Raw genomic sequence first — 26,728 nt, 5'->3', positions numbered from 1 at the left:
GACAGATCGAAACCAAGACAACCCACAGGCGTCAGCGCGAAACCGAGTCAGACGCCCCGGACGATCACCACCCACATCATCACTGCGCGAAACCGACAACGCGCCCGACGTCAGCGCAGGTGGAGGTCCAGCCAGTTGCGGGCCCGGCGCCACGCCTCCGCCGCCGCTTCCGCGTCGCGGTCGAAGCGATGCCCGGCGCCCTCGTAGCGGACCACGTCGCTCACCGCCGGCGCGGCGTCGGTGACCTCGCGGAGCTTCTCGACCTCGCCGGCCTCGATCTCGTCGTTGTCGCCGTAGAGACCCAGCCACGGACAGGACAGCTCGCCGGCGATCTCCACCAGCGGCGGCAGCCCGGCCGACAGCGGCTCGAGGATGCCCTGCCCGCCGACGCTCACCGCGGCACCCACGGTGCGGCTGGCCGCCACCACCAGCGCCGCCGAGCCGCCGATGTCGAACCCGATGACGCCCTGCCGGTCGGCCGGCACGCCGCGGTCGGAGAGCCAGAGGAACGACGCGTCGGTGTCGGCCAAGATCGTGTCGCCGGACAGGCGTTGCACCTGGTCGAGCACGTGTTCGTCCGGGTGGTGGTCGTGGAACTCGTCGGTGCCGTCGCGGTGGTAGAGGTGCGGCACGACGGTGAGCCAGCCTTCCTCGGCGAGGGCGCTGCTCAACCGGCGCACCCGCTCCGTGACACCACGGGCCTCGTGCAGGACGACGAGCCCGCCGCGTACCACGGTGTCCGGTTCGGCGATGGTGAGCCGGAGTTGCGTGCCGTCGGTGAGCGCAAGCGTCTCGGTCCGGGTTTGGGTCATGCCGTGCAGGTAATCACGCCGAAGTGAACATGAGTCAACGACTTCAACCGGTCGGACGAGTGAATTCAACGGATGGTCACCAATATGAGGCACCCGATTGGGCCATCCGCAGCACACCCCCATCCGTGAACCTCGTCACGCTCACAACTTGCACAGTCTCCAGCGCTCATCGGCCACTCCCGCTGCACAAAATGACCCGTGCCGCCAATTCCTCGCTCAGGAGCGTTAACGTCCAGGTGACCGACCTGAGCTAGGAGTCGTAAATGACCGTGCGCACTCGTGCCGACCTCGACCAGTTGCCCGCTTATGTCGCGGGTCGCACCATCCCCGGCTCGATCAAGCTCGCCAGCAACGAGGTTTCCGAGGGCCCGCTGCCCAGCGCGGTGGCGGCGATCAACCAGGCGGCCGGCGAGGTGCACCGCTACCCGGACATGGGCGTCGGGCTGCTGACCGAGGCGCTGGCCGCGCGGTTCGACGTGGATCCGGAGCGGATCGCCGTCGGCTGCGGTTCCGTCGCGCTGTGCGAGCAGCTGGTGCAGGCCACCTGCACCGCCGAGGACGAGGTCATCTTCCCGTGGCGGTCGTTCGAGGCCTACCCGATCATCACGCACGTCGTGGGCGCCAAGCAGGTGCGGGTGCCGCTGACCGCCGGGCACGCGCTGGACCTGGAGGCGATGCTCGCCTCGATCACCCCGGCCACCCGGCTGATGTTCGTGTGCACGCCGAACAACCCGACCGGCACGCTGCTGCGGCGGGCCGAGCTGGAGTCGTTCCTGGACCGGGTGCCGTCGGACGTGCTGGTGGTGCTCGACGAGGCGTACTTCGAATTCGTCAGCGACCCGGACGGCCCGGACGGCGTCGAGATCGCGAAGCAGCGCGAGAACGTCGCGTCGATGCGGACCTTCTCCAAGGCCTACGGCCTCGCCGGGCTGCGCGTCGGCTACACCGTCGCGCCGCCGGAGGTCGCGGCCGCGCTGCGGAAGGTGTCCATCCCGTTCAGCGTCAACGCGCTCGCCCAGGTCGCGGCGATCGCTTCGCTGGAGGCGCAGGACGAGCTGCAGAAGCGGTGCGCGAACGTGATCGCCGAGCGGGAGCGGGTGCACCGCGAGCTGGTGGCCATCGGTTACGAGGTGCCCGAGACGCAGGCGAACTTCGTGTGGCTGCCGCTGGGCGAGCGCACCACCGAGTTCAACGAGCACTGCCTGGAGAACCGGGTCGTGGTCCGCGCCTTCGTCGGAGAGGGCGCGCGGGTCACCATCGGTCAGCCGGACGAGAACGACGCGTTCCTGGCCGCGGCCCGCTCGTTCGGCCGGATCGGCGGCTGACCGGAATCTCCCGGTACGGCTGGAAGAACAGCGGTGGTGCCCGACGAAGAGAGGGGGAGTACTTCGTCGGGCACCACCACCGGGGGTGTGATCGTTTGAGCCGAAACGACCACGTGGAGTGCGTAGTGATCTACGCAGCACCGGAATCTAGTGCTGATCAACCGGAACGGGCCAGCCGGCGACTTAGGCATGTACCCATTCGAGTGAAATAAACCAATCGGTCGGACGATCTCAGCCCGTGACGGCGTGGTGCCCGCGGACGGCGACCGGGGTCGGCGCGGTCGGCAGCGACTCGGGGTCCGACACCGCCTGCTGGCGCGGGGTCTCCCTCTCGATCGGCCGCGGGGTCCACCCGCCGGGGTCGCAGCCGGGGTCGCCACCGGGGCCACCGGGGTTGCGGACGCCAGGAGAGCCGGGCCCGCCGGGAACGCCCGGCGGGCAGGGCTCAGGGGTGGGGGTGTGCGGCTTCGGCTTCTCGGGGACGGTCGGGTGGTCCACGATCGGCGCGTTGACGCAGTCGTTGGCTTGCGGCGACAGGATCGGCACCACGGCGCCGAGCACCGCGATGTTGTTGCCGCACAGCTGGATCGGCAGCACGCTCAGGTTGTTGTCGTTGCCGATGTTGATGCCGTCGTTGTCGGCGCTGTCCGCGAAGGCCGGCGCGGCGCCGGCCAGGATCCCTGTGCCGGCGGCGAAAATCCCGGCGAGGCAAGCAGTCTTGCGCATACTTCGCATTTCCTTTTCTGTCGTACTTCGGGAGGGGGGATTCCCACCCGTGGCGATCACCGCAGGTGGACGATGGTGCCCAACGGCAGGGTCATGAGCAGCCGAAGCGCGTCGTCGGGAACCCGGACGCATCCATCGCTGCCGGCCTGGCCGAACACCGAGGGGTCGGGCCAGCCGTGCAGCGCGACGGTTCCGGGGCCACCGCCGTAGGTGCTGAAGGTTTCCGAGTGCGTGCCGAGCGGCAGGATGATCGGGCTGAACCGGGTCACGGTCTCCTCGATCGCCGCCATGATGAAGGTCCGGCCGCGCGGCGTCTGGGTGTTCGGCGCGCCGACGCCGACGATCCACTCCCCGACCGGCGCGCCGTCCTTGCGGACCACGAGCCGCCGCGCGTCGATGTCGACGTCCACGGCGTAGGGCGACCGCGCCCGCTCGACCTCGCCGCCGGTGCGCACCCAGCCGACCGAGCCGTTGGGCCGGGACGGGAGCAGGACCTGCAGCCACGGCCCGCGTTCCGCGATCACCGGCACCCAGGTGGGGTTTTCCAGCTGCGTCGCGGGGAGTTTGGCGAACACGGGGCCGCCGGGCGCGGTGTGCACGGCGACGTCCTGCTTGACGCGCAGCACGACGCCCTCGGTTTCCGCGTTCGGCGCGGGATCCTGCGGCGCCTTGGGGAAATCGGCGAAGGTCGTCGCGGCCGCCTCCATGCCGAGGTCGGCCCGCGCCATCGCGGTGGCCGGCTCGATCGGCGACGCGCCGGAGCAACCGGCGAGGCCGAGGCAGAGCGCGCCGAGCGTGGCCGCCGTGGCGACGCGTGCGCGGCGTCTGGTACTTGTTGTGCGCAGCCTCATGATCAGCTCCTGGCCCGTTGGCGTACCTGTTGTCGGCAGCGTCCGGCGATGGCCGGGAAGCCTGCGGCAGCGACCTGATCCAAGAGATCAAGTGCCGCCGGGACGCTAACGCGGGTGCCGGGAGCGCCGAAGCGGGCTGGCAGGTGTCCGATCACCGGCGCGCATGGCCTGATCAGTGCAAACGGGCCAGCGCGATCATCGGGTGCGGAGCGTTACTGAAACCAGATCGCACGATCGTGTCGGGTTTTTACCTCTACTGAGCGACAAAAAGGGCCGGGTTGTCCGCGTCGAGGGGCGACTCGGACAACCCGGCCCAGGGGGCCTCGCGACCTCACTTCCAGGTGGCGAGCATGCCCAGCGGCTTGCTGTCGACGTCGGTCGGCGAGTACTCGACCGTCAAGCCGGTGGCGTCCGCCGGCACGTCGTAGATGATCTGGCCGGTCTCGGCCTTGCCCTTGTCGGTGAGCAGCTTGATGAACGAACCGGAGATCTCCATCGAGGCGATGGCCGGCTCGTACCGGTTGCCGTTGGCGTCGACGAGGACGAACTCGTCCTCGCTGACGTTGCCCGCGACGCCCTTGGCCAGCTCCGCCGACGCGTCGATGACGACGTACTTGCCCTTCTCCGGCTCGAAGTCCGCGGTGCCGGTGAAGTCCTTCGGCGCACCGATGGTCAGCTTCAGCTGGGTGCCCTTGTCGGTGGAAACCGTGGCCGCCTGTCCGAAGGAAACGCTCTGCGGACCAGTGGACTCGGACTCGCCGCCGCTCTCGGTGCTGCTGCTCGACGAGGAGGACTTGGTGTCCCCTCCGTCGGACGTGCTCGGCTTCGAACCGACACCACAACCGGACAGGGTGATCAACAGCGCCACGGATAACGGCGCAATCAGCCTCTTCAATTTTCCTCGCTAGCACGAAAGGTACTTCAGGCCTACTCCAACGCGCGGAACTTTCCCACAAGCACCCAGACGGAACAATCGGAATGACAAATGTCCTATAGGACACTTGGGCTGAACTCCGGATTCGTTGCCCGACACACCCGGAGAACACCGTCACGACCAGGGGTTACGCCGCCGAGTTCGGCCGCCACGGGCCGAGCGATATCGATCCCCGTGTCTGAGTTGTGGCCTACCTCATGCAGCTTTCGTGAGTGCGCAACCGGGCCAGAACCCGCTTTGCCACGCATGATCACGCCTGAGGCGCGGGCGAGGTCGGGGCATCGGCATCGAGCCGGGTTCGGATGGCACCGGACGCCCCGCTGGAGCTCCTGCGGAAGAGGCTCGAAAGCGTCTGGCGGGAACCACTTGGTCACCATCGCTGAAGCACGACAACGTGATCATCCAGATCGTGCCGTTGGACCCGCCGGCCGTCTATCTGGAGTACGTCGGTGGCGGTTCGCGGGTGGAGAATGTGAGCGACGTTAACCATTTCGCGGACATGTTCGCCGAGATCGCCGGATCGGGGCTCAGCGCCGAGAAGTCGGCCGAACTGATCCGCGCACAGGCGAAGGCGTGGGGATGAACAACCTGAAGTGGCGCAAGAGCAGCGGAAGCGGCACGAACAACTGCGTCGAGTTGGCCATCGGCGAGTCGGCGACGCACATCCGCGACACCAAGGACCGCGACGGCGGCACGCTGCGCGTGAACCAGCGCGCCTGGGCCGGGTTCCTCGGCGACGTCAAGGCCGGCCGCTTCGACCGGTGACCGATCCGTGCTGGTCAGGACCCGTGTGCACTTTGTGCTGCTATAGCTGCTATAGCGGCACAAAGTACGCACGGGCCCATCGCAGCCGTCAGTCGAGGGCTCGGCGGAGGAAGAACTTGATGCCGAGGGCTCCGAAGATCACCGTGGCGCTCAGCAGCGCCAGGACGCAGACCCACAGCGGCATGTGCGGGACCTCCGGGAGGAGGGCTCCTCGCATGCCTTCGCTGACGTAGGTCAGCGGGTTGATCGCGCACAGGATCTGGAACCAGCGCAGGTGTTCCAGCTGCGCCCACGGGAACTGCGTCGCACCCGTGAACATCAGCGGCGCCAGGATCACCGCGAACATGATGTTGATGCGCCGCGGCGGTACCGCCGCGCCGACCGTCAGGCCGACGGCCGCGCCGGCCAGCGAGCCCAGCACCATGCACAGCAGCGCGAACGCCAGGCCGGCCAGGTTCCAGCCGATCTCGCCCAGCATCACCATGCCGATCGGCACCATCAGCACCGCCGCGAGCAGCCCGCGCAGCGCGCCGAAGAGCATCTTCTCCACCGCCACCCAGCTGATCGGCAGCGGCGCGAGCAGCCGGTCCTCGATCTCCCGGGAGAACGAGAAGTCCAGCACCAGCGGGAATGACGTGTTCTGCAGCGACACCAGGAACGCGTTGAGCGCGATCATGCCCGGCAGCAGGATCTGCGCGTAGCCGGGCTGGGCGTAGCCGAGCTCGCTGAGCACCTTGCCGAAGATGAACAGCAGCGCCACCGGCTGCACCAGCACCTGCGCCAGGAAGCTCGGCAGCTCCCGACCGGTCACGAAGACGTCGCGGCCCAGCACCGCCGTGAACGCGCGAACCGGACTCATCGCAGCTCCCTCCCGGTCAGATCGATGAACACGTCCTCCAGCGTCGCCGAACCCAGCGACAGGTCGCTGACCGAAACCCGCTGTTCGTGCAGGGTTTGCGCGACCGGCCCGAGCAGCGCCGCGGGTTCCTCGCCCACGTAGAGCCGCAGCCGCAGCTCCGCCGCCCCGTCCGCGGTGGTGCCGGCGCCGACCTGCTCGACCCGCTGCACTCCATCCACATTGGACAGAAGCTCGGCGACCCCGGCCGGATCGTGGCCGTCGGGCCGCAGCGTGGCGTCCACCGTGCCGCTGCCGGGCAGCGACTTGATCAGCGCCTCCGGCGTGTCCAGCGTCAGCAGCTTGCCGTGGTCGACCACGCCGACCCGGTCCGACAGCTTCTCCGCCTCGTCCATGTCGTGCGTGGTGAGCACCACCGTCACGCCCTCGGCGCGCAGGTCGTTGATCCGGTCGTGGACGAACAGCCGGGCCTGCGGGTCGAGCCCGGTGGACGGCTCGTCCAGGAACAGCACCTCCGGCTTGTGGATCAGCGCGCGGGCGATCATCAGCCGCTGCGCCTGCCCGCCGGAGAGGTCGTCGACGCGGGCCTTCGCCTTCTCCGCCAAGCCCATCCGGCCGAGCAGCTCGTCGGCGAGCCGCTTCCGCTCACCGCGGGAGACCCCGTGGTACGCGGCGTGCCAGATGAGGTTCTGCCGGGCGTTGAGCGACCGGTCCAGGTTCACCCGCTGCGGCACGACCGCGACCTTGCTGCGGGCCGCGACCGGGTCGGCCGCCACGTCGACGCCCGCGACGCGCGCCGTCCCGCTGGTCAGCAGCACCCTGGTGGTCAGGATGCCGACGGTGGTCGTCTTGCCCGCGCCGTTCGGGCCCAGCAGCCCGAAGACCTCGCCCGCCTCCACCTCGAAGCCGAGCCCGTCCACCGCGTTGCCCTTGGCCTTCGGGTACCGCTTGACCAGGTCGGTCACTTCAACCGCTGTGGTCACATCCGCCTTCTTCCTCGCTCAGTTCGCCGAGGATCGCGAGCAGGTACTTCCGGACCACCGCCGCTTCCGCCGGGTCGGTCCTCGGCTCGATCCGCCGGAACTCCGCGCTGACACCCCGCCACGCGGCGTCCAGCGCCGCCCGCCCCGCCGGGGTGATGCGCAGCCGGACCACGCGCCGGTCGGTCGTGTCGCGCCGCCGGGTCAGCAGCCCGTCGGACTCCAGTGCGTCGATGACCGGCGTCAGCGTCGCCGGTCGCACCCAGCAGCGCTGGGCGACCTCGCGATGCGTCGGTTCGTCCTGCTCGTCGATCGTGGTCAGCGCCATCAGCGCCGTCTTGCTCAGATCGGTGCTCTGGGCCACGGCTCGCTCCCAGTGGTGCGCCAGCCGCCGGCCGGCCAGGCCCACCAGCCGGGTCAGCGGCATGCGCTGCGGATCTTGTTCCACGAAGCCGGGCACGGATTCGATCGTACTCACGCCGAACGGTTAGGAAGCAAATTGTTTTTTCTGGACCCGAATCGCCTCCGCGGACCACGAACCTCCCGGTAGCCTGGCCGCGTGACCGAGATGACCGAGCAGCGCACCAAGTGGCTGGACGACTGCGAGATGGCATCCTGGCGGTCCTACATCGTCGGCAGCGCGCTGCTGGACTACCGCCTCAACCGCGAGCTGCAGCTCACGCACGGGCTCTCCATCGCGGACTACGAGATCCTGGTCTGCCTGTCCGAACAGCCCGACCTGCGAATGCGGATGAGCGAGCTGGCCATGGAGGTCGCGCACTCCAAGAGCCGGATCTCGCACCAGATCCGCCGCCTGGAAACGGCCGAGCTGGTGCGCCGCGACGAGTGCCCCGACGACGGGCGCGGTGTGCTCGCGGTGCTCACCGACAAGGGCATGACGAAACTGCGCGAAGCGGCACCGGCGCACGTCGAGGGCGTCCGGGAGCACATGATCGACCTGCTGGAGCCCCACGAGCTGAAGGTCCTGGCGGGGGTTTTCCAGCGCCTGACGGCACACCTGAGAACCCTCGACTGACCCGGACCGGCTGTAGGAAGATCACGTCCGGTTGGCTACGCTGCGGCGTGGAAGCGTGGCAGAGCGGCCGAATGCACTCGCCTTGAAAGCGAGCGTCGCGAGAGCGACCGGGGGTTCGAATCCCCCCGCTTCCGCTGCACCGCCCCTGACCTGCGACAAAGTACGTCAGGGGCGATCTTGTCCCGACTCGTTCGCCGCAAGTGGCTATGGACGGTTGGCGAGTTTCCGGGCGTCGGCAAATGCTGAACTGCTGTACGAGCCCGGGGCGAGGCGGTGTTGGAGGCTGCGCAGCCAGGCTTCCGCCGTCTGACGGCTGCCGCCCGCGCTGGATGTCGCTATCGCCGCGGGCAAGGCGACGCAGTAGCAGGCCTGTTGCCAGAACTCGATCGTCTCCGGCGCCGGGCCCGCCAACAGCCCTCCAAAGGTCACCGCGAACCAGGTTGCCGCGGCCAGCACCGCCACGGCCATTCCGATCCACAGCCAGCGGCGGGCTTTGAGGTAGGCGCGGCGGCTTCTCCCAGGGCCGCCTCTGCGTTGTTGATCGACATCCGGCGAGTCTGGCACGCCGGATGCGCGTGTGTACCCGGATCGGACGCATGCGCGTCCAGAAGTCCTTTGTGGACTATTTGATCGGTTCGGCGTGGACGACCCTCAGTTCCGTCAGGTACCGCTTGGTGATGCGGCCGCCGTGGTGCTTGTCGATCAGGTTTCCGATGCACTCCAGCAACCCGTTGCGCGCGGTCGGCGGCATTGATCGGGGACCGGAGTAGGTCTGCAGGACGTCCACAGCTCGGCCGCCTCGTTGAAGGTCATGCGCAGCCGGTCCCGATCCATCGCAGCCACGCGGGAACAGTACGAGGACCGCCCTGCCCGTCGACGTCAGTTTCAATTGAAACCGGGGTCAGTCGTCCACTGATCGTCATCCGTTCTCATGGTCACTGAAGTGGCATCTCAGAGGAGGCGTTGACTGGCTCTTCGGGGAGGCCACTTCTTGCGGCAGGCTGAGAGTCGTCCGCACGCCGAAAGGAAACGTCCGCCATGTTCACCGGCCTGAGCGCCTTCCCACTCACTCCCACCAGCGAAGACGGCATCGACGAACGCGGCTTCGCGAACCTCGTCGCCCGGCTTTCCGCGGCGGGCGTCGACTCGATCGGCGCGCTCGGCTCGACCGGCGGCTACGCCTACCTCGACCGCGAGGAGCGCGCCCGCGCCGCACGGATCGCCGTCGACGCCGCTGGCGGCGTGCCCGTCATGGTCGGCATCGGCGCGCTGCGCACCTCCCAGGTCCGCGCGCACGCCGAGGACGCCCAGAACGCCGGAGCGTCCGCGGTGCTGCTCGCGCCGGTGTCCTACCAGCCGCTCAACGACGACGAGGTCTTCGGGCTCTTCGAGGACGTCAGCCGCGAGCTGAGCGTTCCGCTGTGCGTGTACGACAACCCTGGCACCACGCACTTCACGTTCAGCGACGACCTGCACGGGCGCATCGCCGCGCTGCCGAACGTCGCCGCGGTGAAGATCCCGGGCATCTTCGCCGGCCAGGCGCGCGAGCGGATCGCCGCGCTCCGCGGCAAGCTCCCCCGGGACGTCGCCGTCGGCGTCAGCGGCGACCAGTTCGCCGCCGGCGGCCTGAGCGGGGGCGCCGACCTGTGGTTCAGCGTCCTCGGCGGGCTGCTGCCCGAGCAGTGCCTCGCCATCACCCGCGTCGCGGCCGAGGGCGACAGCGGCGAGGCCACCGCCCTGTCCGACCAGCTGAATCCTTTGTGGACTCTGTTTCGGCAGTACGGCAGCATTCGCGTGGTCTCCGCCGCGGCGGAACACCTCGGCCTCATCACCGGCCCGAACCTGCCCCGGCCGCTGCGCGGGCTCGACCCGGCCGCCCGGAAAGAGGTCGCCGCGGTGCTCGATCAGATCCTCGCCGAATAGTGCGAACGGGCATCTCCGGTTCAGTTCAAATGAATTCCGGATCAGTTAGTTGATCTCGTTGTTGCGGGTGCCAGCGACTGGCACCATGCCAACGTTCGCATTCGTTCGAACTTATGAGGAAAAGTGCAGAAACTGATCGCCCCGCTTTCCGCTTTGCTGCTGATGGGCCTGGTCGGCTGCGGAAGCGGCGAAGCCCCCGACGCAGCGGCGCCCGCGGAAAGCACCGCCGAGGCGGTCGCGGAGCCCCAGCAACCCGCGGAACAACTGCCCCCGGAGGCCGCTTTCGGGGAAAAGGCCGGTGCGACCAACGACGGCAGCCAATTCGCGATCACCGCTAGCACGCCGAAGGACTTCACCGAATTCTCGGAAGCCCCGGTGGAAGGCAAGTACGTCGTCGTCGACGTCCAAGCGGAACTCCTCGGCGGCGACGGCGGGGCCGTGGCCGCGACGTCGTTCATGCTGGCCGACGCCTCCGGCACCGAGTACCCCAACGCCGCTCCCAACGGCACCAACATGGACGGGATGTTGTTCGCGACGCTGCTGTCCAAGGGCGACACCGGAAGCGGCAAGGTCGTGTTCGACGTGCCCGCCGACGCAACCGGATTCGTGCTGAAGTACCAGCCGATCGGGGCGACCGAGGCCATCGCCACCTGGCGCTGACGCACCAGCGGCGATCGGGGCGGGCGTCGGTTTTCGTCCCGGGACCGACGCCCGCTTTCGGTCACCCCGCCACGTGCTTCGCGATCGTGCGCAGGACATCTCGCAGCCCCTCGCGGACCTGCGGATCCCCGATCGTCTCGTCGGGCCCGACGGCGCCGCGCGGAACGGTCAGGCGGACGCAGGCCGCATCGACGATGCCGGTGCTTCAAAAGGGGTGCGGGCACGTCGCGAGACGGGAACGCGAGGGCGGGCGATTTCACGCGAAATCACCGCTCCGCGTGAGGGCGGGGTGGCGATTTCGCGTGAAATCGCCACCCCAGCAGGCACCGCGCCCGGAGTCCTTCCAACCCCCTGGATCGGGAGCCTTCGCCCATGTCGGCGCTCCGCAGGCCTCGCGACTTTGCCTAAAATCGGGAGCCTTCGACGCTCGTCGGGTGCCCCCTACCGGCCTCGCGATTTTGCCTGAAATCGGGCATCTTCAGCGTGCGTCCGGAATCTGGGCCGTCACGGGTTCTCGAAGCGGACTTCGGGGTAGCGCGGGGACGGGCCGTCCAGCAGGTGCTGCGGCCGGTCCCGCAAGTGCAGGTCCACGAACGCGGCGACGTAGTCCCTGGTGATCCGGGCCGTGCGATCGCCGGTCATCGGTTCGTTCCCCACGTCGATCCCCAGCTGCTCCGCCAGGATCGAGTAGTCCGTGAACGACGAATGTGCCGTGCCCGCGACGGAAAGCCAGCGCTTCCAGCCCGTCAGGTGCGGCCAGCTGGCGTCCCAGGTTTCGTCCGCGCCCGGCCGACCGTGCTTGTCCGCGCCCAGCATCAGGAACGGGCGGTCGAGGTCCTCGGTCAGCTCCGGATGGAAGGTGCCGTCCATGTTGACCCCGGCGCGGATCCGCGGGTCTTCCCGCACCGCGTGCGCCGCGGCCGCGCCGCCCAGGGAATGGCCGGCCATCGCGATGCGGTCCGCGTCGATCAGGCCCGTTCCGGCCAGCTCGTCGATCACGAACGAGACGTCGATCGCGCGGTTCCGCGCGATGGTCGGCCCGTCCGGTTTCGTTTCGCAGATGAGGCATTCGGTGATCCGGCCGTCCGGGAACGTGATCGCGCTCGCCTCGTAGGTGTGGTCCACGGCCGCGACTGCGTAGCCGCGGCTGGCGAGGTCCTCGGCCAGCCCGGTCAGCGACGAGCGCGAGAAGCTGTGTCCGGGCGAGAGCACCACCAGCGGCAGTTTCCGGTCCAGCGGCTCCGCATCCGCCACCGCATGGGTGCGGGTCGTGCTCAGGATCTCCTCGGGAACCCCGGTCACCCGCAGGCCCGCCAGGATCAGGCGCGACTCCTCGGGCGTGACGTACTCGGCGCGCGGCCCGTCGCGGTCCTCGGTCGGGTAGAACAGCGACACCATCAGCTCGCGGTTCTCCTGCGGCACCCACGGATCGGGGCGGTCGTGGTCGATCAGGTGCAGCGTGGTCTTGCCGACCGCGAGCGGGCCGGTCGGTTCGGGGAGCGCGAGGGGCGCGGGCTCGGCCGCCGCCGCCGGGGCCAGCAGGACGCCTGCCGCTACCGCGGCTATCAGAGTTTTCATGCCGCCAAGCCTCGGGCAACGGCCGTACCGGGCGCGTCCGGCGAAAACCCTTGTTCGCCCCTGAACACGGCCCCAGGTCCGGCCTCAGCGTGGAGTGCGGCTACGTGATGCCGGGGCTCAGGCCAGCAGGTCGGCCCAGACGAGGTGATGGTCCGAGGCGTCGTTGAGGCGAGCGAGCTCGTCGTGCGAACCCGGCCAGAAGACCCCGGCGCGCAACGGGATCAGCGGCGCCGACGGCAGGACGTAGTCCACCCGGAGGTTGCCGGGCGCCTTGTCGTTGAAGTCGCCGGTGTCGAAGTACGGGTTGCCGCGCTGATCCGCGTTCGCGCCGCCCTGGGTCAGGCTCGCCTCGACCGCTCCGGCGCTGCCCGGCAGCGGGTCGATGACGCGCGGGGCGCGCAGGATCTGGCGGGCGCCGTTGCTGTCGCCGTCGACCGGGTCGGAGTTCTGGTCGCCCGCGATGACGAACCGGGCGCCGGGCGCGAGACCGCCGGGAGCGCCCGCGTCGTCGTAGATGTAGCCGCCCCGGCCCGGGCTGACGTAGTCCGCCCAGAAGCGGATCTCGTCGTGGTTGCGCAGGGCGTTGCGCTTCTCCGGGCCGTCGAAGGCCGGCGGCGTCGGGTGCGAGGTCAGGAAGTGCACGGTCCGCCCGCCGGCCTCGATCGGCAGGTCCCAGTGCGACTTCGACGACAGCCGCAGGGCCGCCAGCTGCTCCGGCGAGTACCAGTCGCCGGGCTGCGGCGTCGCCGGGTCGTCGGGCAGCTGCGCGCCCGGCATGTCCACCCACCGGAACCGCTGGAACGTGCGGGCCTCGCCGATCGGGTACTTCGACAGCACCACCATGCCGTACTGGCCGGGGAACGCGCCGAAGCCGTAGGCGTCGCCCGGGCCGCCGACGGTGCCGTCCTTGTCCAGGTCCATGCCGGTCTGCACGCCCGTGTTCACCGGGGCGGTGTAGGCGTACGGGTAGTCGATCGGGTCGGCGCCGCCCTGGCCGTGCGCCAGGTAGTTGGTGCGGAAGGCGTCGACCGCCGCGCCGCCCTCGACGTAGTCGAACTCGTTGAGCAGCAGCACGTCCGGGCGGACCCGCTGCACCACCTCGGCCACCTCGCGGGCCTGCGGATCGTCCGGTGTGGACAGATCGGCGAGCAGTTCGCCCTCGGTGGCGCGGTTGAGGGAGGCGTTGAACGTCGCGAAGCGCACCGGCTGCGCCGCGTCGGCGGCAGGCACCACCAGAGCTGCGGCGACCGCGGCGACCGCAAGAACGGCACGTTTCACGACATCCCCTCCGATCGGACTACGACAACCACCCCACCCGGTGAGTTCTTCCGCAATTTCAATGGAAATCGGACCTCTGATTTCCATTGAAATTGCGGACCACCGGGAAGCGGGCGAGGCACTTCCGGGCAGGTTGGTGGCCGGAAGTGCCCCGCGCGCTGTTCGAACCTTTCCCGCAGGTGTCGGTCAGGCCAGGTTGTGGTGACCGGCCTTGGGCAGCACCGGGGCGTCGTGCTGCGCCATCATCGTGACCTGCGCGGCACGCAGCTGCGCGCGCTGGGCGCGGCTCTGCATCCCGTTCACCGCCTCGGTGCTCTTCGAGTAGCCGTCGATCACCGCGGCCAGCCCCTTGGCGTTCCGCTCCAGCGCAACCCGGTCCACATTGGACAGGTTGTCGCCCGGCGCGTGGTAGTTCGGGTCGAAGGCGACGCCCGCGGTGCCGCCCCACTTCGCCGCCTGCTCCTCGGTCTTGAGCTCCTCGACGCCGGTGTTCAGGCCGCCCGCCGGGATCCCCACCGCGATGAACTCGCCGTAGTCGGAACGGCCGTCGAACTCGTCGCCCTCCACCTCGACGCCCTGCTCGGCCATCGCGGCGGCGAAGTCCTGCTCGATCTGCGCCGAGCCCTGCGGACCCGTCGGGCCACCGGTGGAGCCGTCGCCGTCGTAGACGAAGTAGCCGGCGTTCGGCGAACCGATCATGTCGAAGTTCAGGTACAGCGCGATGTCGAGCTGCTGCTCGAAGCTCAGGCCCTGCACGTACTGCGTCGACCCGACCAGGCCGGACTCCTCCGCACCCCAGAACGCGAACCGCACGGCGTTGTTGACCTTCGGGCTGCCGCCCAGCTTCAGCGCCGCCTCCAGCAGGCCCGCGCTGCCGGTGCCGTTGTCGTTGATGCCCGGGCCCTCGGGAACGCTGTCCAGGTGCGCGCCGGCCATCACGACGTTGTCGGTGCGACCGGTGCGGGTCTGCGCCACGATGTTGCGGGTGGTGACCGTCTCCAGGCGAGCCTGGACGTCCAGCTTCACCTCGGCGCCGGCCTGCCCGGCGAGCGCCTCGCCGACCTGCTTGGTGACCCCGGCGGCCGGGATCTTCGAGATGTCCGGGTCGCCGAGCGTGCCGTTGAGCGCACCGTCCACGTTGTTGTAGATGATCGCGCCCGCCGCCCCGCGCTCGCCGGCGAACTTCGCCTTCTCCCCGAAAGTGCACGCGCCGCGCTGGATCAGCACGACCTTGCCGGTGATGTCCTGCCCGTCGTAGTCGCTGGCGGAGCAGCCCGGCGTGTCGTCGACCGGCGCGACGGCCAGCGGCGCGGTGATGCCGCCCTGCGGGGTGGCCGGCGAGTACTCGAGCGCGTCACCCTCGACCGGCTGACCGGCCACCGCAAGGCTGAACGAGTCCAGGAAGTACGCCTGATAGGTGAACTCCGGCGTGGTGACGTCGAAACCCGCGCCGCGGAGCTTGCCCGCCACGTAGTCGACGCTCGCCTCGTAGCCGGGCTGGCCGGACGCGCGGTTTCCGCCGTTCTGGTCGGCGATCCGCTGGAACGCGATCAGGTGACGGTTCACGGCGTTGGCGTTGATGGTCGAGCCGAGGTCGGCCGGCGCCGCGCTGGCCGGGGTGACGGTCAGCAACGCGGCGGCGCACGTCGCGGCCAAGGCCGCCGCCGAGCGCTTGGGTGTGATGGTTCGCGAACTCATCATGCTCCCCGCTTCGGATGGACTTTGTGCTGGCTAGCCTTGAGAGGATCACTCAACGAAGTCAAGACCGCTCTGGGAAGCGTTAAGAAGCGGGGACTATTTCCCATTTTTCCCGAGTTGTCCGGTCGACTTCGGACTCCCGCACCACGCGCTGCGAACCCTCCGTCGCTGACTACCGTCCAGGGCATGTACGCGATTTCGATCCGCGAGCCGGGCGAACCGGACGTGCTGGAATGGACCGAACACCCCGACCCGCGGCCCGGTCCGGGTGAGGTGCTCATCGACGTCGTCGCGAGCGCGGTCAACCGCGCCGACCTGAGCCAGCGGCAGGGCAACTACCCGCCGCCGAAGGGCGCCAGCACCATCCTCGGGCTGGAATGCTCCGGAACCATCGCCGAAATCGGCGAAGGCGTCACCGGATGGCAGGTGGGCGACGAGGTTTGCGCGCTGCTCGCCGGCGGCGGCTACGCCGAACGGGTCGCGGTGCCCGCCGCGCAGGTGCTGCCCAAACCCGCCGGCGTGGACCTCGTCGAGGCCGCCGGATTGCCCGAGGTCAACTGCACCGTGTGGTCGAACGTGGTGCTGGAGGCCGGGCTCCGGAGCGGACAGCTGCTGCTCGTGCACGGCGGCGCCGGCGGCATCGGCACCAGCGCGATCCAGATCGCCAAGGCGATCGGCGCGCGCGTGGCGGCGACCGCCGGATCGGCCACGAGCCGGCAGCTGTGCGCCGACCTGGGCGCGGACCCGGTCATCGACTACCGCAACGAGGACTTCGTCGCGATCGTCAAGGAGCTCGGCGGCGCGAACGTCATCCTGGACAACATGGGAGCGTCCTACTTGGACCGCAACCTGTCCGCGCTGGCGCCCGACGGGCACCTGGCCGTGATCGGCATGCAGGGCGGCCGGAAGGCCGAGCTGGACCTGGGGAAGATGCTGGTCAAGCGACTGCACCTGTCGGTGCTCGGGCTCCGCGGGCGGCCGGTGGAAGGGCCGCAGGGCAAGGCGGCGATCGTCGCCGACGTGCGGGAGCGGCTGTGGCCGCTGGTCGAGGCGGGCGAGGTGCGGACGCTGGTGCACGATCGAGTGCCGCTGCCGGAGGCGGCGCGAGCGCACGCGATGCTGGAGGCGGGCGACGTCCGCGGCAAGATCCTCCTCGTCCGCTGACGGTCCGACGACAGTTTCAACTGAAACTGCGGTCCCAGGACTGGCGAACTGCGGCTCGTGAGTGGTCCTTCAACCGGAAGGACCACTCACGAGCGGCGTGCTGTGGACAACTCGCCCTGACTGTGGACAACTTCCGCAATTTCAATGGAAATCGGACCTTCGATTTCCATTGAAATTGCGGTGGTGACCGGTCTCAGCCGAGTTCGGCGACCGCACGGACCAGCTGGTCCACCTCGGAGGCGTTCGTGTAGTGCGCCAGGCCCACCCGGACCGCACCACCGACCTCGCCGACGCCCAGCACCGCGAACACCCCGTGCGTGCCCGGATCCGCGAACGCGCAGACCCCACGCTCCGCGAGGTGCTCCACCGCGTCCTCCGCCTTGACCCCGTTCACCGTGAACGCCATCGACGGCACCCGGCGCATCGCGTCGCCGATCACCATCACGTGCCGCAGCTTCCGCAGCCCGTTGGTCAGGTTCGCCAGCAGACCCGCCTGGTACGACTTCACCGAACCCAGCGACGTCAGCAGGCGCTCCCGGCGCGGCCCGACCGCCGAATCGTCCAGCTCCGCCAGGTAGTCCACCGAGGCCACCAGCCCGGCCAGCAGCGGATGGGCGTGCGGGCCGAGCTCCAGCCGCTCCGGGCCGCGCGCGCCGGGCTCCAGCGCCACCGACGGCAGCTGGTCGAGCATCGCGGGGTTCTTGAACACCAGCGCGCCGACCGGCGGCCCGCCCCACGCCGAGGCGTTCACCGCCACCACGTCCGCGCCCATCGCGGTGATGTCCAGCGGCACGAACGGCGCCGCCGCGGACGCGTCGACCACCACCAGCGCGCCCTGCTCGGCCGCGGCGTCCGCGGCCTGCCGCACGTCCGGCCGGCTGCCGACCGCACCCGACGCCGCCGTGATCGCGACGACCTTCGTGCGCGGGGTGACCAGCTCCTGGTACTGCCAGGTGGGCAGCTCGCAGGTCTCGATGTCGACCTCGGCCCACCGGACCGTGGTGCCGGAGCGCTGCGCGGCGCGTTGCCACGGCGCGACGTTGGCCGGGTGGTCCAGCCGGGAGACGACGACGTCATCGCCGATCATCCAGCCGTCGCCGAGCGCATCGGCGAGCCGCTGCAGCAGAACGGCGGAGTTCGGCCCGAGCACCACCCCGGCGGGGTTGGCACCGATAAGGTCCGCAAAAGCGCGACGGGCGGCCTCCACGATCGCCTCGGCGCGCTGCGATGCGGGGAAGATCCCGCCCGGACCGGATACCGGGGCTCGCAGCGCGGTGGACGCCGCGGTCGCCACTTGTTCAGGAACCTGCATGCCCGCCGGGGCGTCCAGGTGCACCCACCCGTCGCCCAGCGCGGGGAAGAGCCCGCGAACAGCCGCGACGTCGAACGCCATGGGGAACACGTTACGTACGGGGCGCGGCGTTCTCGCTGCCGGGTGGCAGATATCGCATCACTCGCGCCCGGCGACGACTCTCGGAGGCGAGTGTTTCGCCCGTCCAGGGCCCGTGTGTACTTTGTGTCGCTATAGCAGCACAAACCACGCACGGCTATCTACCTGCGCAAACGCCTGCGCCGGTGGCGCTGGGCAAGGCACCCTGAATTACGGATGCGACATCGACCAGCCAGGATGGAGACATGACCCACGATCCGAGTGAGGGCCGGCCACAGGTGTTCGTCGTCGGCGAGGACGGCAAGCCGATCGGGGCCGCCCTGAGCTCCGACGAGCAGCCGGAGCGCGGCGAGGACATCAACGACCTGGTCGAACAGCCGGCCAAGGTGATGCGCATCGGCACCATGATCAAGCAGCTCCTGGAGGAGGTCCGGGCGGCACCGCTGGACGAGGCCAGCCGCACCCGTCTCAAGGAGATCCACCAGTCGTCGATCCGCGAACTGGAGCAGGGCCTCGCCCCGGAGCTCATCGAGGAACTGGAGCGCCTGTCGCTGCCGTTCGCCCAGGAGTCGACGCCGTCCGAGTCGGAGCTGCGGATCGCCCAGGCCCAGCTGGTCGGCTGGCTGGAGGGCCTGTTCCACGGGCTGCAGACTGCGCTGTTCGCGCAGCAGATGGCCGCCCGCGCCCAGCTGGAGCAGATGCGCCGGGGCCTGCCGGCGGGCAGCGGCGCCGAGGTCGAACCCGGTCACACCCGGGGCACCGGCCAGTACCTGTGACGCTCCGTGGAGGCTGCGCGCCCGACTCCAGGCGGGCGCTACGCCTTCGAGTGATGCCCACGCCGGAGAGGCACACCTGAGGTCGGTACTCTGACGCACTGTGCAGTCCACGAGCACGCTAGACCGCCCCACGGCTCCCCCGGAGACCTCGTCGCGGTCCTGGCGCAAGGCAGCGAAGGACCTCAGCGACGGCTTCGGGCAGCGCCAGCTGTGGGCGCATCTCGGCTGGCAGGACATCAAGCAGCGCTACCGCCGATCGATACTCGGCCCGTTGTGGATCACCATCGGCATGGGTGTCACCGCGGGTGGCCTCGGCCTGATGTACTCCACGATCTTCGGGCAGGACCCCGGCAAGTACGTGCCGTACATGACCGTCGGGTTCATGATCTGGTACTTCATCCAGGGCTGCCTGCTGTCCGGCACCGAGGTGTTCATCCACAACGAGGGCCTGATCAAGCAGCTGCCCGCGCCGATCAGCGTGCACGTGTTGCGCACTGTGTGGCGGGAGTTCCTGCTGTTCCTGCACAACCTCGTCGTCTATCTCGTCATCCTGGCGATCTTCCAGCCCCCAGTGACCTGGACGATCATCACGGCGATCCCCGCGCTGTTCCTCCTGCTGATCAACGGCGGCTGGGTGGTGCTGCTCTTCGGCGTCGCGAGCACCCGGTTCCGCGACATCCCGCCGGTGATCAACAGCTTCATGCAGCTGCTGTTCTTCATGTCGCCCATCGTCTGGCCGATCGACATCCTGGAGCAGAACGCCGGGCCACGCGCCTGGCTGGCCCAGCTCAACCCGATCTACCACTTCGTCGAGATCGCGCGCGCCCCGATGCTCGGGACGAACCAGTCGCTGCACCACTGGTTGATCGTGCTCGGGTTCACGGTCGGCGGATGGCTGCTGGCTCTGTTGGTCATGCGCAACTACCGCGCACGCGTCCCCTACTGGGTTTGATCGGGAGCTGAGGAACTTTGGTCAGCATTGACGTCTGGAACGCATCGGTCGACTTCCCGATCTTCGACGCGAAGTCCCGATCGCTGAAGAAAGCCGTGCTCGGCAAGGCCGGCGGCAAGATCGGCACTGACAGCCGGGTGCCGATCATCGAGGCGCTGCACGACATCGACCTGTCCCTGCGGCACGGCGACCGCGTCGCGCTCGTCGGCCACAACGGCGCAGGCAAGTCCACCCTGCTGCGGCTGCTCGCCGGCATCTACGAGCCCACCCGGGGCAGCGCGCGGGTGGTCGGCAAGGTCGCCCCGGTGTTCGACCTCGGCGTCGGCATGGACCCGGAGATCTCCGGGTACGAGAACATCATCATCCGCGGCCTCTTCCTCGGCATGAACCGCAAAGAGATGGAGAAGCGGATCGACGAGATCGCCGAGTTCACCGAGCTCGGTGACTACCTGGCGATGCCGCTGCGCACCTACTCCACCGGCATGCGCGTGCGGCTCGCGCTGGGCGTCGTGACCTCCATCGACCCCGAGATCCTGATCCTGGACGAGGGTATCGGCGCCGTCGACGCCGACTTCCTGGAGAAGGCCCGGGACCGGCTGAACGACCTCGTGAAGCGATCGGGCATCCTGGTCTTCGCCTCGCACTCCGACGAGTTCCTGATCGAGCTGTGCAGCACCGCGATCTGGATGGACAAGGGCGGAATGCGGGAGCAGGGGTCGCTGCGCGAAGTCCTGACGCACTACAAGGGCTACGACCCCTTCGAGCACCTCAGCGAGGAAACCCTGGCCCGGATCGGCGAATCCGCGGCCACGATCGGGAGCAAAGAAGGCTCATGAGCACCGACTCCGCACAGCAGCTGCCCGCCGGATCCGTAGTCGCGGTGATCGTCACCAGGCACCGTCGCGAGCTGCTGGCCGAGTCCCTGAAAGTGATCGCGAGCCAGACCAGACTCCCGGACCACCTGGTGGTGGTCGACAACGGACCGGACCAGCCCGCGCAGGACGTGGTGGCGGACTGCCCGATCCCGTCGACCTACCTGGTCTCGCAGCGCAACCTCGGCGGCGCCGGCGGCTTCGCGCTCGGCATGCTGCACGCGCTGTCGCTCGGCGCGGAGTGGGTGTGGCTGGGCGACGACGACGGCCGGCCCGCCGACGAGCACGCGCTCTCGACGCTGCTGGACGTCGCGAAGAAGCGGCGGCTCGCCGCGGTGTCGCCCGTGGTGGTGAACATCGACACCCCGGACAAGCTGGCGTTCCCGCTGCGCCGCGGCCTGACCTGGAAGCGCCGGGTCAGCGAGCTCGGCGGCGACGACTTCCTGCCGGGCATCGCGTCGCTGTTCAACGGCGCGCTGTTCCGGGCCTCGACGCTGGACGTGGTGGGCGTGCCGGACTACCGGCTGTTCTTCCGCGGCGACGAGGTGGAGGTACACCGCAGGGTGGTCCGCTCCGGGCTGCCGTTCGGCACCACGCTGAAGACCCGGTTCCTGCACCCGGACGGCTCGGCGGAGTTCAAGCCGATGCTGGGCGGCCGGTTCCACGCCCAGGACCCGTCGGACGCGGCGAAGCGCTACTACACGTACCGCAACCGCGGCTACCTCCTGTCGCAGCCGGGAATGCGGAAGATCGGCGCGCTGGAGGTGCTCCGCTTCGGCCTGTACTTCGTCGGCCAGAAGCGCGACCCGAAGGCGTTCAAGGAGTGGCTGCGTCTGCTCCGCCAGGGCCAGCAGGAGAAGTTCTACCGCCGCTGATCCGTGGCAGTTTCAATTGAAACTGATGCCACCGGACGATTACGAGAGACTGAGACTGGCCTGAGAGCTACCTGAGATCGCAGCTCACGGCACCGGTCCGAGTGGTGATTTGCACACCGGCCGAATGCCGCGAAGGGGCTCGGACCAGCGGCTACTATCCTCCACCCGTGCTCAGTGGCCAGGAAGAAAGCCGCCGAACGGACGATGCTTCGGCGCAATCCGAGACCGAACGCCGGCAACCCTCAGCCAAGCGGCTGAAGCTGTTCGCGTCGATCTTCGGGCTGCTCGGCACGGTGCTCGCACTGGCGGTGCCGTTCCTCCCCGTCGACTACAACATCACGACGCTGAAGTGGCCGACGGCGGAAGGCACCAAGTCGGTGTCGGCGCCGCTGGTGAGCTACTCGCCGGTGTGGCTGAACGCCGAGGTGCCGTGCGCCGCCGTGCGCAGCCTGGACGCCCGCACCAACGGTCCGGCCACGGTGCTGAGCACGAACCCGCCGACGTCGGACTACGGCAAGCTGACCGGCCTGACGCTGCAGGTCGACAACGGCCATCTGACGATGCTGACCAAGGGCCAGCAAGTGGGCACGGTGCCGCTGCCCGCGGGCGACTGCTCGTTCTCGCTGCACTCCGACGCGTACGGCACCACGGCCGGCGTCGGCGACGAGTCGCTGGCGAACCTGCGCGGCGACCAGCGCCCGCAGCTGACCGGCATCTACTCCGGGCTCAACGACGGCATCGACGACGTGCGCGGCCTGTCCTTCGAGGCCCGCGTGGACAACCGCTACGAGAGCCAGGCGACCACGATCAAGGGCGTCGCGATGGCGCTCGCGGTGCTGGCGTTCATCGGCTCCGTGGTCTGCCTGCGGCGGCTGGACGTGCGCGCCGGCCGGCGCCCGCCGAAGTGGGCCCCCGCCGGTTGGTGGAAGCCGACGTTCCGCGACGCCTCGGTGATCGGCGCGCTGGTCGTCTGGTGGGTCATCGGCGCGATGACCTCGGACGACGGCTACATCCTGACCATCGCGCGGGCGCGCGAGAGCTTCGGCTACATCAGCAACTACTTCCGCTGGTTCGGCGTCCCCGAGGCGCCGTTCGGCTGGTTCTACGAGCTGTACTCGCTGTGGGTGCAGGTCTCGACGGCGACGCCGTGGGTGCGGCTGCCCGCGCTGCTGATGGGCATCGTCAGCTGGTTGCTGATCAGCCGCGAGGTGCTGCCGCGGCTCGGCCAGCAGGTGCGGCGCAGCAACGCCGCAGGCTGGGCCGCCGCCGCGGTGTTCCTGGCGTTCTGGCTGCCCTACAACAACGGCCTGCGGCCCGAGCCGGTCGTGGTGCTGTTCTCGCTGCTGGCGCTGTGCTCGGTCGAGCGCGCCGTGGCGACCGGCCGGCTGATGCCCGCCGCGCTGGGCCTCGTCGTCGCGGCCCTGTCGGTCGGGGCGAACCCGCACGGCATGGTGTCCGTGCTGCCGTTCGTGGCGGCGCTGAAGCCGCTGTTCCGGCTGGTCCGCAAGCGGGCCCAGGAGTTCGGCTGGTTGCCGGTGCTGGCGCCGATCGCGGCCTCCGGGTTCGTGATCCTGACGCTGGTGTTCTCCGACCAGACCTGGCAGTCGGTCATGGACGCCACGAAGCTGCGCACCGAACTCGGCCCGAGCCAGAGCTGGTACGAGGAGCTCAGCCGCTACAACCTGCTGTTCAGCCAGACGCCGGACGGCTCGCTGACCCGCCGGTTCCCGGTGCTGCTGGTGATGCTCTGCCTGGCCACCTGCGCCGTGGTGCTGCTGCGGCGCGGCCGCATCCGGGGCGCGGCGCTCGGCCCGAGCCGGCGACTGCTCGCGGTCACGGCGCTGTCCTTCGTGGTGCTGGTCCTGACCCCCACCAAGTGGTCCCACCACTTCGGCATCTTCGCCGCCTTCGGCGGTGCCCTGGCGGCGCTGACCGCGCTGGCCACCAGCAGCACCGTGCTGCGCTCCCGGCGCAACCGGGCGGGCTTCCTCGCGATGCTCATGGTGATCCTGGCGTTCACGGCCACCGGCCCGAACGCCTGGTGGTACGTCTCGGGCTGGGGCGTGCCGTGGTTCAACATGCCGCCGGAGATCAGCGACTACAAGCTGAGCACGATCTTCCTCGTCGTCGCCGGGATCGCGCTGATCGTGGCGTTCATCGAGCACCTGCGCATCGACGAGAACAACCCGAAGGTCGTCGACGAGCGCTTCGGGCGCGAGGAGAAGCGCAGCCGCGCTCTGCGGCTGGGCACCGCGCCGCTGTCGATCCTGTGCGCGCTGCTGGTGCTCTTCGAGCTCGCCAACTTCGGCAAGGTCATCCAGAAGCAGTGGGGCAGCTACAGCCTCGGCTCGGACAACATCAAGCAGATCGTCGGCACCAGCTGCGGCCTGTCCGACTACGTCTACGTGGAGACCAATCCCCAGTCCGGCATGCTGCGGGTGTCCGGCGAGCAGCCGGGCACCGCGGCGCCGTCGGAGGACCAGGACATCGGCATCCCGCCGAAGCGGCTGGAGGGCAAGGAGGACGCCGACCAGTACATGCGGGCCAAGATGGTCGGCTTCAACCGGCCCGGCCTGCCGCCCGACGACGGCGCAGGCATGCAGGAGAACGACTGGAAGCCGCCGCACCAGTTCGGCAACGACAACGCGCCGGTGTGGGGCAGCTACGACGCGGCCGGCCTCGGCACCGGCGAGCTGCGCACCCAGTGGTACGACCTGCCGGAACGGGCGAAGACCGGCGAGGTGCCGGTGGTGCTCTCGCTGGCGGGCGCGGAGCTGGGCGCGAACTCGGTGGCGCTGGAGTTCGGCCACGACACCGACGCCGGTTTCCTGATCACCGAGCGCAAGTACGTGGTGCAGCAGCCCGGCCCGGCGTGGCGGGACTTCCGGTTCACCGTCGGCGGCAAGTCCGAGGGCGCCACCAAGATGCGCGTGGTGGCCACCGACAACTCGCTGGGCCCGAACGGCTGGGTCGCGGTGAGCGCGCCGCGGGCGCCGCAGCTGGTGAACATGACCGACTTCGTCCGGGACCAGCCGACGTTCGTGGAGTGGACGGCCGCGCTGGTGCACCCGTGCCTGCAGCTGCCGGGCGTGCACAACGGCATCGCCGAGATCCCGAAGTTCCGGGTGGCGGCCGGCGCCGAGGTGCGCGACATCGGGCAGGGCTGGTCGTCGCCGGACGCGGGCGGGCCGTTCGGCTGGCTCAACGTGTCCACCAGCATGCGCGAGCTGCCGACGTACCTGAAGAACAACATCCACCGGGACTGGGGCTCGCTGTACGCGGTCGACCCGTACGAGCCGGACGCGCTGCCCGCGCAGGCGGCGATGGACGTGCACCAGGAAACCCATTGGGGCACCTGGACGCCGGGCCCGCTGTCGAAGACGGTCCACCTGCCGGGTGACGTCCCGAGCAGCGACGACCGCAACGACGTGAAGGCCTTCGAACCCCCGGAGGAAGAACCCGAGTAGGGGCTTGCCCGTGCGGAGGTCCCTGGAGCGAAGCACCAGCCTTCGGCCGCGCGCCGAAGGCTGGTGCTTTCCGGTTCCGGGGTGAACCGACCGGCTCAGCCCGGGTGATCAGTAGTCGCCGGGGTAGTTCGGTTCGAAGCCGACCGGGGGCTGGGCGTCGAGCTGGCCGTTCTGCACCGTGATCGTGTGCTGCGTCGGCGTGCCGCTCGGGCAGCAGCCCGGATCGCCGGCGGCGTACACCGGGAACTCCACCCGCACCGCCTTGCCGTCCTGCGACAGGATGTTCACCAGGCCGACGTCCACCCGGTGCACCAACTGCTGCCCGTCGAAGAAGAAGACGGCCTGGCAGCGGCCGTTGGCGCTGCCCGTGCACATGGCGTGGATCGCCCGGATCGGCCCGGCGAGCCGGCCCTCCGGCGGATCCGGGGTGAACCCCTGTCCCTCGATCAGCGCCAGCGCCGCGGCGAGGTCGAAGGGGTCTGGCTGCGGGGCAGGTTGCGGTTGCGCGGTCGATTGGGTCGGCGGCGCGGCCGGTCCCGGCGGAACGGCTTGGTTCGGCTCCTCGGCCGGTGGCGCACCGCACCCCACGAGCAACGCGGCGAGGAGGGGCAACGCCCCGACGAGACAACGACTACCCACCAGAACCTCCGAGTTCACGGGCGGACAACCGTCCGCGCCTACTCGTTCGACGCAGGCGCCGGAGATCGGTTCCGCCCGGCAGCAGCGGATACGCCGTGAGCGAAAAGCACTGGTGGGGCTGGGTCTCGGATCCGCTCAGGGTGAAATCGGGTGTTCGGGCCTCGGGATTCGTGGTCCGCTGGAGCGTGGAAGCCCTCGCGCTGCGGGGGAACTCCGCCCCGGCGGTCGTCGGGGCGGCTGCGATTGGGAGATCCGATGCCCGAGACACGCCCAGGACTCGTGCTGCACCTCGCCGGAGCCAGCCAGCCGCTGCACATCGCGCTCGACCCGGCCGAGGCCGACGCGCTCCGCGACGTGCTCGCCGACTCGATGGCCAACGGCAGCACGAAGTCGCTCATCACGGCCGACGGCGGCCGCTTCGCGGTGAACTTCGCGCACGTGGCCACGGCGCACTTCGAAACGACCCGCTCCGACGCCTACGGCGCGCCGGCCCGCGGCACCGGCTTCCGCAACTGACACCGTCACCGTTCTCCGCAGTTTCAATTGAAACTGCGGAACATCGGCGTGTCGCACCTCGACACGCCGGTGCCTGTGGACAACTCCCGCAATTTCAATGGAAATCGAACCTCTGATTTCCATTGAAATTGCGGACCACCGGGAGCCGGGGCCGTGTCGTGGCAGGTCCCTGGTGGGTCAGTCGCGGAAGATGAGCACCTTGAGCATGATGAAGTTGATCAAGGTGCCGAGGCCCTGGGCGATGACCCAGAAGAGCGTGAACTGCCAAGGTTCCTGCGCGTTGAACACCATCACCAGGGCCTGGTTGGAGCCCATGTTCACGAAGAACGTGATGGTGTAGAGCAGGGCGAATGCGCCCGCCTTGGCCCCGGTGTTGCCGGTGTTCGCGCCCTGGAAGGTGAACTTCCGGTTGATCAGGTACGAAGCCGTGGTGCCGAGGATGAACGAGATCGACTTCGACAGCCACACCGGCCAACCGGCCACGCCGAGCAGCAGCGAGTAGGTGCCGAAGTCGATGACGGCGCAGCCGCCGCCGATGACGATGAAGCGGATCAGCTGGCTTACGACGCCTAGGCGCTTCTGTTCGGTCTGGGCTGCGGGTTCGGCCACGGCCACTGGTTCACCTCGGGATCCGACGACAGGGCATTCGGTACCT

The 26,728-nt window shown here is 69.3% G+C and carries 29 protein-coding genes and 1 tRNA gene; 15 read left to right on the top strand and 15 right to left on the bottom strand.

Going from position 1 to position 26,728, the window contains the following annotated elements; all coding sequences use genetic code 11:
* Positions 1 to 110: 110 nt before the first annotated feature.
* Positions 111 to 812 carry a dienelactone hydrolase family protein gene (locus AC07EQ_RS40495; RefSeq protein ID WP_478393096.1) on the bottom strand — a complete coding sequence of 234 codons (702 nt, stop codon included), beginning with the start codon at positions 810 to 812 and terminating at the stop codon, positions 111 to 113.
* A gap of 263 nt (positions 813 to 1,075) precedes the next feature.
* Here AC07EQ_RS40495 and hisC point away from each other — a divergent pair, with 263 nt between their 5' ends.
* A complete protein-coding gene (gene hisC / locus AC07EQ_RS40490) occupies positions 1,076 to 2,137 on the top strand; it encodes a histidinol-phosphate transaminase (protein ID WP_478393095.1) in 1,062 nt (353 codons plus the stop codon).
* Positions 2,138 to 2,368: 231 nt separating this feature from the next.
* Here the strand turns inward: hisC and AC07EQ_RS40485 are convergent, their stop codons facing one another.
* Both AC07EQ_RS40485 and AC07EQ_RS40480 read right to left on the bottom strand, forming a co-directional pair.
* On the bottom strand, positions 2,369 to 2,863 hold the full coding sequence (locus tag AC07EQ_RS40485; protein WP_478393094.1) for a hypothetical protein: 495 nt from the start codon (positions 2,861 to 2,863) through the stop codon (positions 2,369 to 2,371).
* A gap of 56 nt (positions 2,864 to 2,919) precedes the next feature.
* A complete protein-coding gene (locus AC07EQ_RS40480; RefSeq protein ID WP_478393093.1) occupies positions 2,920 to 3,714 on the bottom strand; it encodes a L,D-transpeptidase in 795 nt (264 codons plus the stop codon).
* Positions 3,715 to 3,731: 17 nt separating this feature from the next.
* Here AC07EQ_RS40480 and AC07EQ_RS40475 point away from each other — a divergent pair, with 17 nt between their 5' ends.
* The gene (locus AC07EQ_RS40475) at positions 3,732 to 3,974 is read left to right on the top strand and encodes a hypothetical protein (protein ID WP_478393092.1); all 243 of its coding nucleotides are present in this window, start codon (positions 3,732 to 3,734) and stop codon (positions 3,972 to 3,974) included.
* 71 nt (positions 3,975 to 4,045) lie between these two features.
* Here AC07EQ_RS40475 and AC07EQ_RS40470 read toward each other — a convergent pair whose 3' ends face one another.
* Entirely contained in the window at positions 4,046 to 4,609 is a 564-nt protein-coding gene (locus AC07EQ_RS40470) for a DUF4352 domain-containing protein (RefSeq protein WP_478393091.1), read from the bottom strand.
* Positions 4,610 to 5,042: 433 nt separating this feature from the next.
* Between AC07EQ_RS40470 and AC07EQ_RS40465 the strand changes: the two genes are divergently transcribed.
* Positions 5,043 to 5,231, top strand: a complete 189-nt coding sequence (locus AC07EQ_RS40465; protein ID WP_478393090.1) for a hypothetical protein — start codon at positions 5,043 to 5,045, stop codon at positions 5,229 to 5,231.
* Positions 5,228 to 5,413, top strand: a complete 186-nt coding sequence (locus AC07EQ_RS40460) for a DUF397 domain-containing protein (protein WP_478393089.1) — start codon at positions 5,228 to 5,230, stop codon at positions 5,411 to 5,413. Before AC07EQ_RS40465 ends, AC07EQ_RS40460 begins: the two co-directional genes overlap by 4 nt.
* Before the next feature lie 88 nt (positions 5,414 to 5,501).
* On the opposite strand, the gene AC07EQ_RS40455 is transcribed toward AC07EQ_RS40460, so the two are convergent.
* The 3 genes from AC07EQ_RS40455 to AC07EQ_RS40445 are packed head-to-tail and all read right to left on the bottom strand — an operon-like array spanning position 5,502 to position 7,727.
* A complete protein-coding gene (locus AC07EQ_RS40455) occupies positions 5,502 to 6,272 on the bottom strand; it encodes an ABC transporter permease (protein ID WP_478393088.1) in 771 nt (256 codons plus the stop codon).
* On the bottom strand, positions 6,269 to 7,252 hold the full coding sequence (locus tag AC07EQ_RS40450; RefSeq protein WP_478393087.1) for an ABC transporter ATP-binding protein: 984 nt from the start codon (positions 7,250 to 7,252) through the stop codon (positions 6,269 to 6,271). Before AC07EQ_RS40450 ends, AC07EQ_RS40455 begins: the two co-directional genes overlap by 4 nt.
* Entirely contained in the window at positions 7,236 to 7,727 is a 492-nt protein-coding gene (locus tag AC07EQ_RS40445; RefSeq protein ID WP_478393086.1) for a MarR family winged helix-turn-helix transcriptional regulator, read from the bottom strand. Before AC07EQ_RS40445 ends, AC07EQ_RS40450 begins: the two co-directional genes overlap by 17 nt.
* Positions 7,728 to 7,817: 90 nt before the next feature.
* On the opposite strand from AC07EQ_RS40445, the gene AC07EQ_RS40440 reads away from it, so the two are divergent.
* Together AC07EQ_RS40440 and AC07EQ_RS40435 are read left to right on the top strand one after the other, a co-directional pair.
* On the top strand, positions 7,818 to 8,285 hold the full coding sequence (locus AC07EQ_RS40440) for a MarR family winged helix-turn-helix transcriptional regulator (protein WP_478393098.1): 468 nt from the start codon (positions 7,818 to 7,820) through the stop codon (positions 8,283 to 8,285).
* A gap of 49 nt (positions 8,286 to 8,334) precedes the next feature.
* A tRNA-Ser gene (locus AC07EQ_RS40435) sits at positions 8,335 to 8,419 on the top strand.
* Positions 8,420 to 8,489: 70 nt separating this feature from the next.
* Here AC07EQ_RS40435 and AC07EQ_RS40430 read toward each other — a convergent pair.
* Both AC07EQ_RS40430 and AC07EQ_RS40425 read right to left on the bottom strand, forming a co-directional pair.
* Positions 8,490 to 8,747 (bottom strand): hypothetical protein, encoded by a 258-nt coding sequence (locus AC07EQ_RS40430; protein WP_478393085.1) that lies wholly within the window; start codon positions 8,745 to 8,747, stop codon positions 8,490 to 8,492.
* 160 nt (positions 8,748 to 8,907) lie between these two features.
* On the bottom strand, positions 8,908 to 9,072 hold the full coding sequence (locus AC07EQ_RS40425) for a hypothetical protein (protein WP_478393084.1): 165 nt from the start codon (positions 9,070 to 9,072) through the stop codon (positions 8,908 to 8,910).
* 251 nt (positions 9,073 to 9,323) lie between these two features.
* On the opposite strand from AC07EQ_RS40425, the gene AC07EQ_RS40420 reads away from it, so the two are divergent.
* Both AC07EQ_RS40420 and AC07EQ_RS40415 read left to right on the top strand, forming a co-directional pair.
* Positions 9,324 to 10,208: a dihydrodipicolinate synthase family protein gene (locus AC07EQ_RS40420; RefSeq protein WP_478393083.1), complete on the top strand. Its 885-nt coding sequence runs from the start codon at positions 9,324 to 9,326 to the stop codon at positions 10,206 to 10,208.
* A 123-nt stretch (positions 10,209 to 10,331) separates the two neighbouring features.
* On the top strand, positions 10,332 to 10,868 hold the full coding sequence (locus AC07EQ_RS40415) for a DUF4352 domain-containing protein (RefSeq protein ID WP_478393082.1): 537 nt from the start codon (positions 10,332 to 10,334) through the stop codon (positions 10,866 to 10,868).
* Between the two features lie 504 nt (positions 10,869 to 11,372).
* Here AC07EQ_RS40415 and AC07EQ_RS40410 read toward each other — a convergent pair.
* From AC07EQ_RS40410 to AC07EQ_RS40400, 3 genes are all read right to left on the bottom strand, one after another.
* The gene (locus AC07EQ_RS40410; RefSeq protein WP_478393081.1) at positions 11,373 to 12,446 is read right to left on the bottom strand and encodes an alpha/beta hydrolase family protein; all 1,074 of its coding nucleotides are present in this window, start codon (positions 12,444 to 12,446) and stop codon (positions 11,373 to 11,375) included.
* A 117-nt stretch (positions 12,447 to 12,563) separates the two neighbouring features.
* On the bottom strand, positions 12,564 to 13,724 hold the full coding sequence (locus AC07EQ_RS40405) for an endonuclease/exonuclease/phosphatase family protein (protein WP_478393080.1): 1,161 nt from the start codon (positions 13,722 to 13,724) through the stop codon (positions 12,564 to 12,566).
* A 186-nt stretch (positions 13,725 to 13,910) separates the two neighbouring features.
* On the bottom strand, positions 13,911 to 15,422 hold the full coding sequence (locus tag AC07EQ_RS40400) for a M28 family metallopeptidase (protein ID WP_478393079.1): 1,512 nt from the start codon (positions 15,420 to 15,422) through the stop codon (positions 13,911 to 13,913).
* Between the two features lie 186 nt (positions 15,423 to 15,608).
* On the opposite strand from AC07EQ_RS40400, the gene AC07EQ_RS40395 reads away from it, so the two are divergent.
* Positions 15,609 to 16,586 (top strand): NAD(P)H-quinone oxidoreductase, encoded by a 978-nt coding sequence (locus AC07EQ_RS40395; protein ID WP_478393078.1) that lies wholly within the window; start codon positions 15,609 to 15,611, stop codon positions 16,584 to 16,586.
* A gap of 193 nt (positions 16,587 to 16,779) precedes the next feature.
* On the opposite strand, the gene AC07EQ_RS40390 is transcribed toward AC07EQ_RS40395, so the two are convergent.
* Positions 16,780 to 17,979 carry a cysteine desulfurase-like protein gene (locus tag AC07EQ_RS40390; protein WP_478393077.1) on the bottom strand — a complete coding sequence of 400 codons (1,200 nt, stop codon included), beginning with the start codon at positions 17,977 to 17,979 and terminating at the stop codon, positions 16,780 to 16,782.
* Between the two features lie 242 nt (positions 17,980 to 18,221).
* Here AC07EQ_RS40390 and AC07EQ_RS40385 point away from each other — a divergent pair, with 242 nt between their 5' ends.
* From AC07EQ_RS40385 to AC07EQ_RS40365, 5 genes are all read left to right on the top strand, one after another.
* Positions 18,222 to 18,752 (top strand): bacterial proteasome activator family protein, encoded by a 531-nt coding sequence (locus AC07EQ_RS40385; RefSeq protein ID WP_478393076.1) that lies wholly within the window; start codon positions 18,222 to 18,224, stop codon positions 18,750 to 18,752.
* A 100-nt stretch (positions 18,753 to 18,852) separates the two neighbouring features.
* Positions 18,853 to 19,704, top strand: a complete 852-nt coding sequence (gene wzm / locus AC07EQ_RS40380; protein ID WP_478393075.1) for a galactan export ABC transporter permease subunit Wzm/RfbD — start codon at positions 18,853 to 18,855, stop codon at positions 19,702 to 19,704.
* A gap of 17 nt (positions 19,705 to 19,721) precedes the next feature.
* The gene (gene wzt / locus AC07EQ_RS40375; RefSeq protein WP_478393074.1) at positions 19,722 to 20,540 is read left to right on the top strand and encodes a galactan export ABC transporter ATP-binding subunit Wzt/RfbE; all 819 of its coding nucleotides are present in this window, start codon (positions 19,722 to 19,724) and stop codon (positions 20,538 to 20,540) included.
* Positions 20,537 to 21,451: a galactofuranosyltransferase GlfT1 gene (gene glfT1 / locus AC07EQ_RS40370; RefSeq protein ID WP_358567828.1), complete on the top strand. Its 915-nt coding sequence runs from the start codon at positions 20,537 to 20,539 to the stop codon at positions 21,449 to 21,451. Before wzt ends, glfT1 begins: the two co-directional genes overlap by 4 nt.
* A 167-nt stretch (positions 21,452 to 21,618) precedes the next feature.
* Positions 21,619 to 24,918 (top strand): arabinosyltransferase domain-containing protein, encoded by a 3,300-nt coding sequence (locus tag AC07EQ_RS40365; protein ID WP_478393073.1) that lies wholly within the window; start codon positions 21,619 to 21,621, stop codon positions 24,916 to 24,918.
* A 108-nt stretch (positions 24,919 to 25,026) separates the two neighbouring features.
* On the opposite strand, the gene AC07EQ_RS40360 is transcribed toward AC07EQ_RS40365, so the two are convergent.
* Entirely contained in the window at positions 25,027 to 25,557 is a 531-nt protein-coding gene (locus AC07EQ_RS40360) for an LppP/LprE family lipoprotein (RefSeq protein WP_478393072.1), read from the bottom strand.
* 255 nt (positions 25,558 to 25,812) lie between these two features.
* Between AC07EQ_RS40360 and AC07EQ_RS40355 the strand changes: the two genes are divergently transcribed.
* On the top strand, positions 25,813 to 26,073 hold the full coding sequence (locus AC07EQ_RS40355; protein ID WP_478393071.1) for a hypothetical protein: 261 nt from the start codon (positions 25,813 to 25,815) through the stop codon (positions 26,071 to 26,073).
* Positions 26,074 to 26,250: 177 nt separating this feature from the next.
* Here the strand turns inward: AC07EQ_RS40355 and AC07EQ_RS40350 are convergent, their stop codons facing one another.
* Positions 26,251 to 26,688, bottom strand: coding sequence for a GtrA family protein (locus AC07EQ_RS40350; protein WP_478393070.1), 438 nt, complete (start codon positions 26,686 to 26,688; stop codon positions 26,251 to 26,253).
* Between the last annotated feature and the right edge of the window lie 40 nt (positions 26,689 to 26,728).

The sequence above is a fragment of the Saccharopolyspora sp. NPDC045839 genome, from assembly GCF_056431645.1.
The sequence above is the reverse complement of the archived record's forward strand: the minus strand, read 5'-3'. Positions and strand labels throughout refer to the sequence as shown.

What these genes read in the sequence shown, in the direction of transcription:
- AC07EQ_RS40495 (WP_478393096.1), bottom strand. Translation starts at nt 812, where the DNA reads ATGACCCAAACCCGGACCGAGACGCTTGCGCTCACCGACGGCACGCAA.
- hisC (WP_478393095.1), top strand. Translation starts at nt 1,076, where the DNA reads ATGACCGTGCGCACTCGTGCCGACCTCGACCAGTTGCCCGCTTATGTC.
- AC07EQ_RS40485 (WP_478393094.1), bottom strand. Translation starts at nt 2,863, where the DNA reads ATGCGCAAGACTGCTTGCCTCGCCGGGATTTTCGCCGCCGGCACAGGG.
- AC07EQ_RS40480 (WP_478393093.1), bottom strand. Translation starts at nt 3,714, where the DNA reads ATGAGGCTGCGCACAACAAGTACCAGACGCCGCGCACGCGTCGCCACG.
- AC07EQ_RS40460 (WP_478393089.1), top strand. Translation starts at nt 5,228, where the DNA reads ATGAACAACCTGAAGTGGCGCAAGAGCAGCGGAAGCGGCACGAACAAC.
- AC07EQ_RS40455 (WP_478393088.1), bottom strand. Translation starts at nt 6,272, where the DNA reads ATGAGTCCGGTTCGCGCGTTCACGGCGGTGCTGGGCCGCGACGTCTTC.
- AC07EQ_RS40440 (WP_478393098.1), top strand. Translation starts at nt 7,818, where the DNA reads ATGACCGAGCAGCGCACCAAGTGGCTGGACGACTGCGAGATGGCATCC.
- AC07EQ_RS40420 (WP_478393083.1), top strand. Translation starts at nt 9,324, where the DNA reads ATGTTCACCGGCCTGAGCGCCTTCCCACTCACTCCCACCAGCGAAGAC.
- AC07EQ_RS40410 (WP_478393081.1), bottom strand. Translation starts at nt 12,446, where the DNA reads ATGAAAACTCTGATAGCCGCGGTAGCGGCAGGCGTCCTGCTGGCCCCG.
- AC07EQ_RS40400 (WP_478393079.1), bottom strand. Translation starts at nt 15,422, where the DNA reads ATGAGTTCGCGAACCATCACACCCAAGCGCTCGGCGGCGGCCTTGGCC.
- AC07EQ_RS40395 (WP_478393078.1), top strand. Translation starts at nt 15,609, where the DNA reads ATGTACGCGATTTCGATCCGCGAGCCGGGCGAACCGGACGTGCTGGAA.
- AC07EQ_RS40390 (WP_478393077.1), bottom strand. Translation starts at nt 17,979, where the DNA reads ATGGCGTTCGACGTCGCGGCTGTTCGCGGGCTCTTCCCCGCGCTGGGC.
- AC07EQ_RS40385 (WP_478393076.1), top strand. Translation starts at nt 18,222, where the DNA reads ATGACCCACGATCCGAGTGAGGGCCGGCCACAGGTGTTCGTCGTCGGC.
- glfT1 (WP_358567828.1), top strand. Translation starts at nt 20,537, where the DNA reads ATGAGCACCGACTCCGCACAGCAGCTGCCCGCCGGATCCGTAGTCGCG.
- AC07EQ_RS40355 (WP_478393071.1), top strand. Translation starts at nt 25,813, where the DNA reads ATGCCCGAGACACGCCCAGGACTCGTGCTGCACCTCGCCGGAGCCAGC.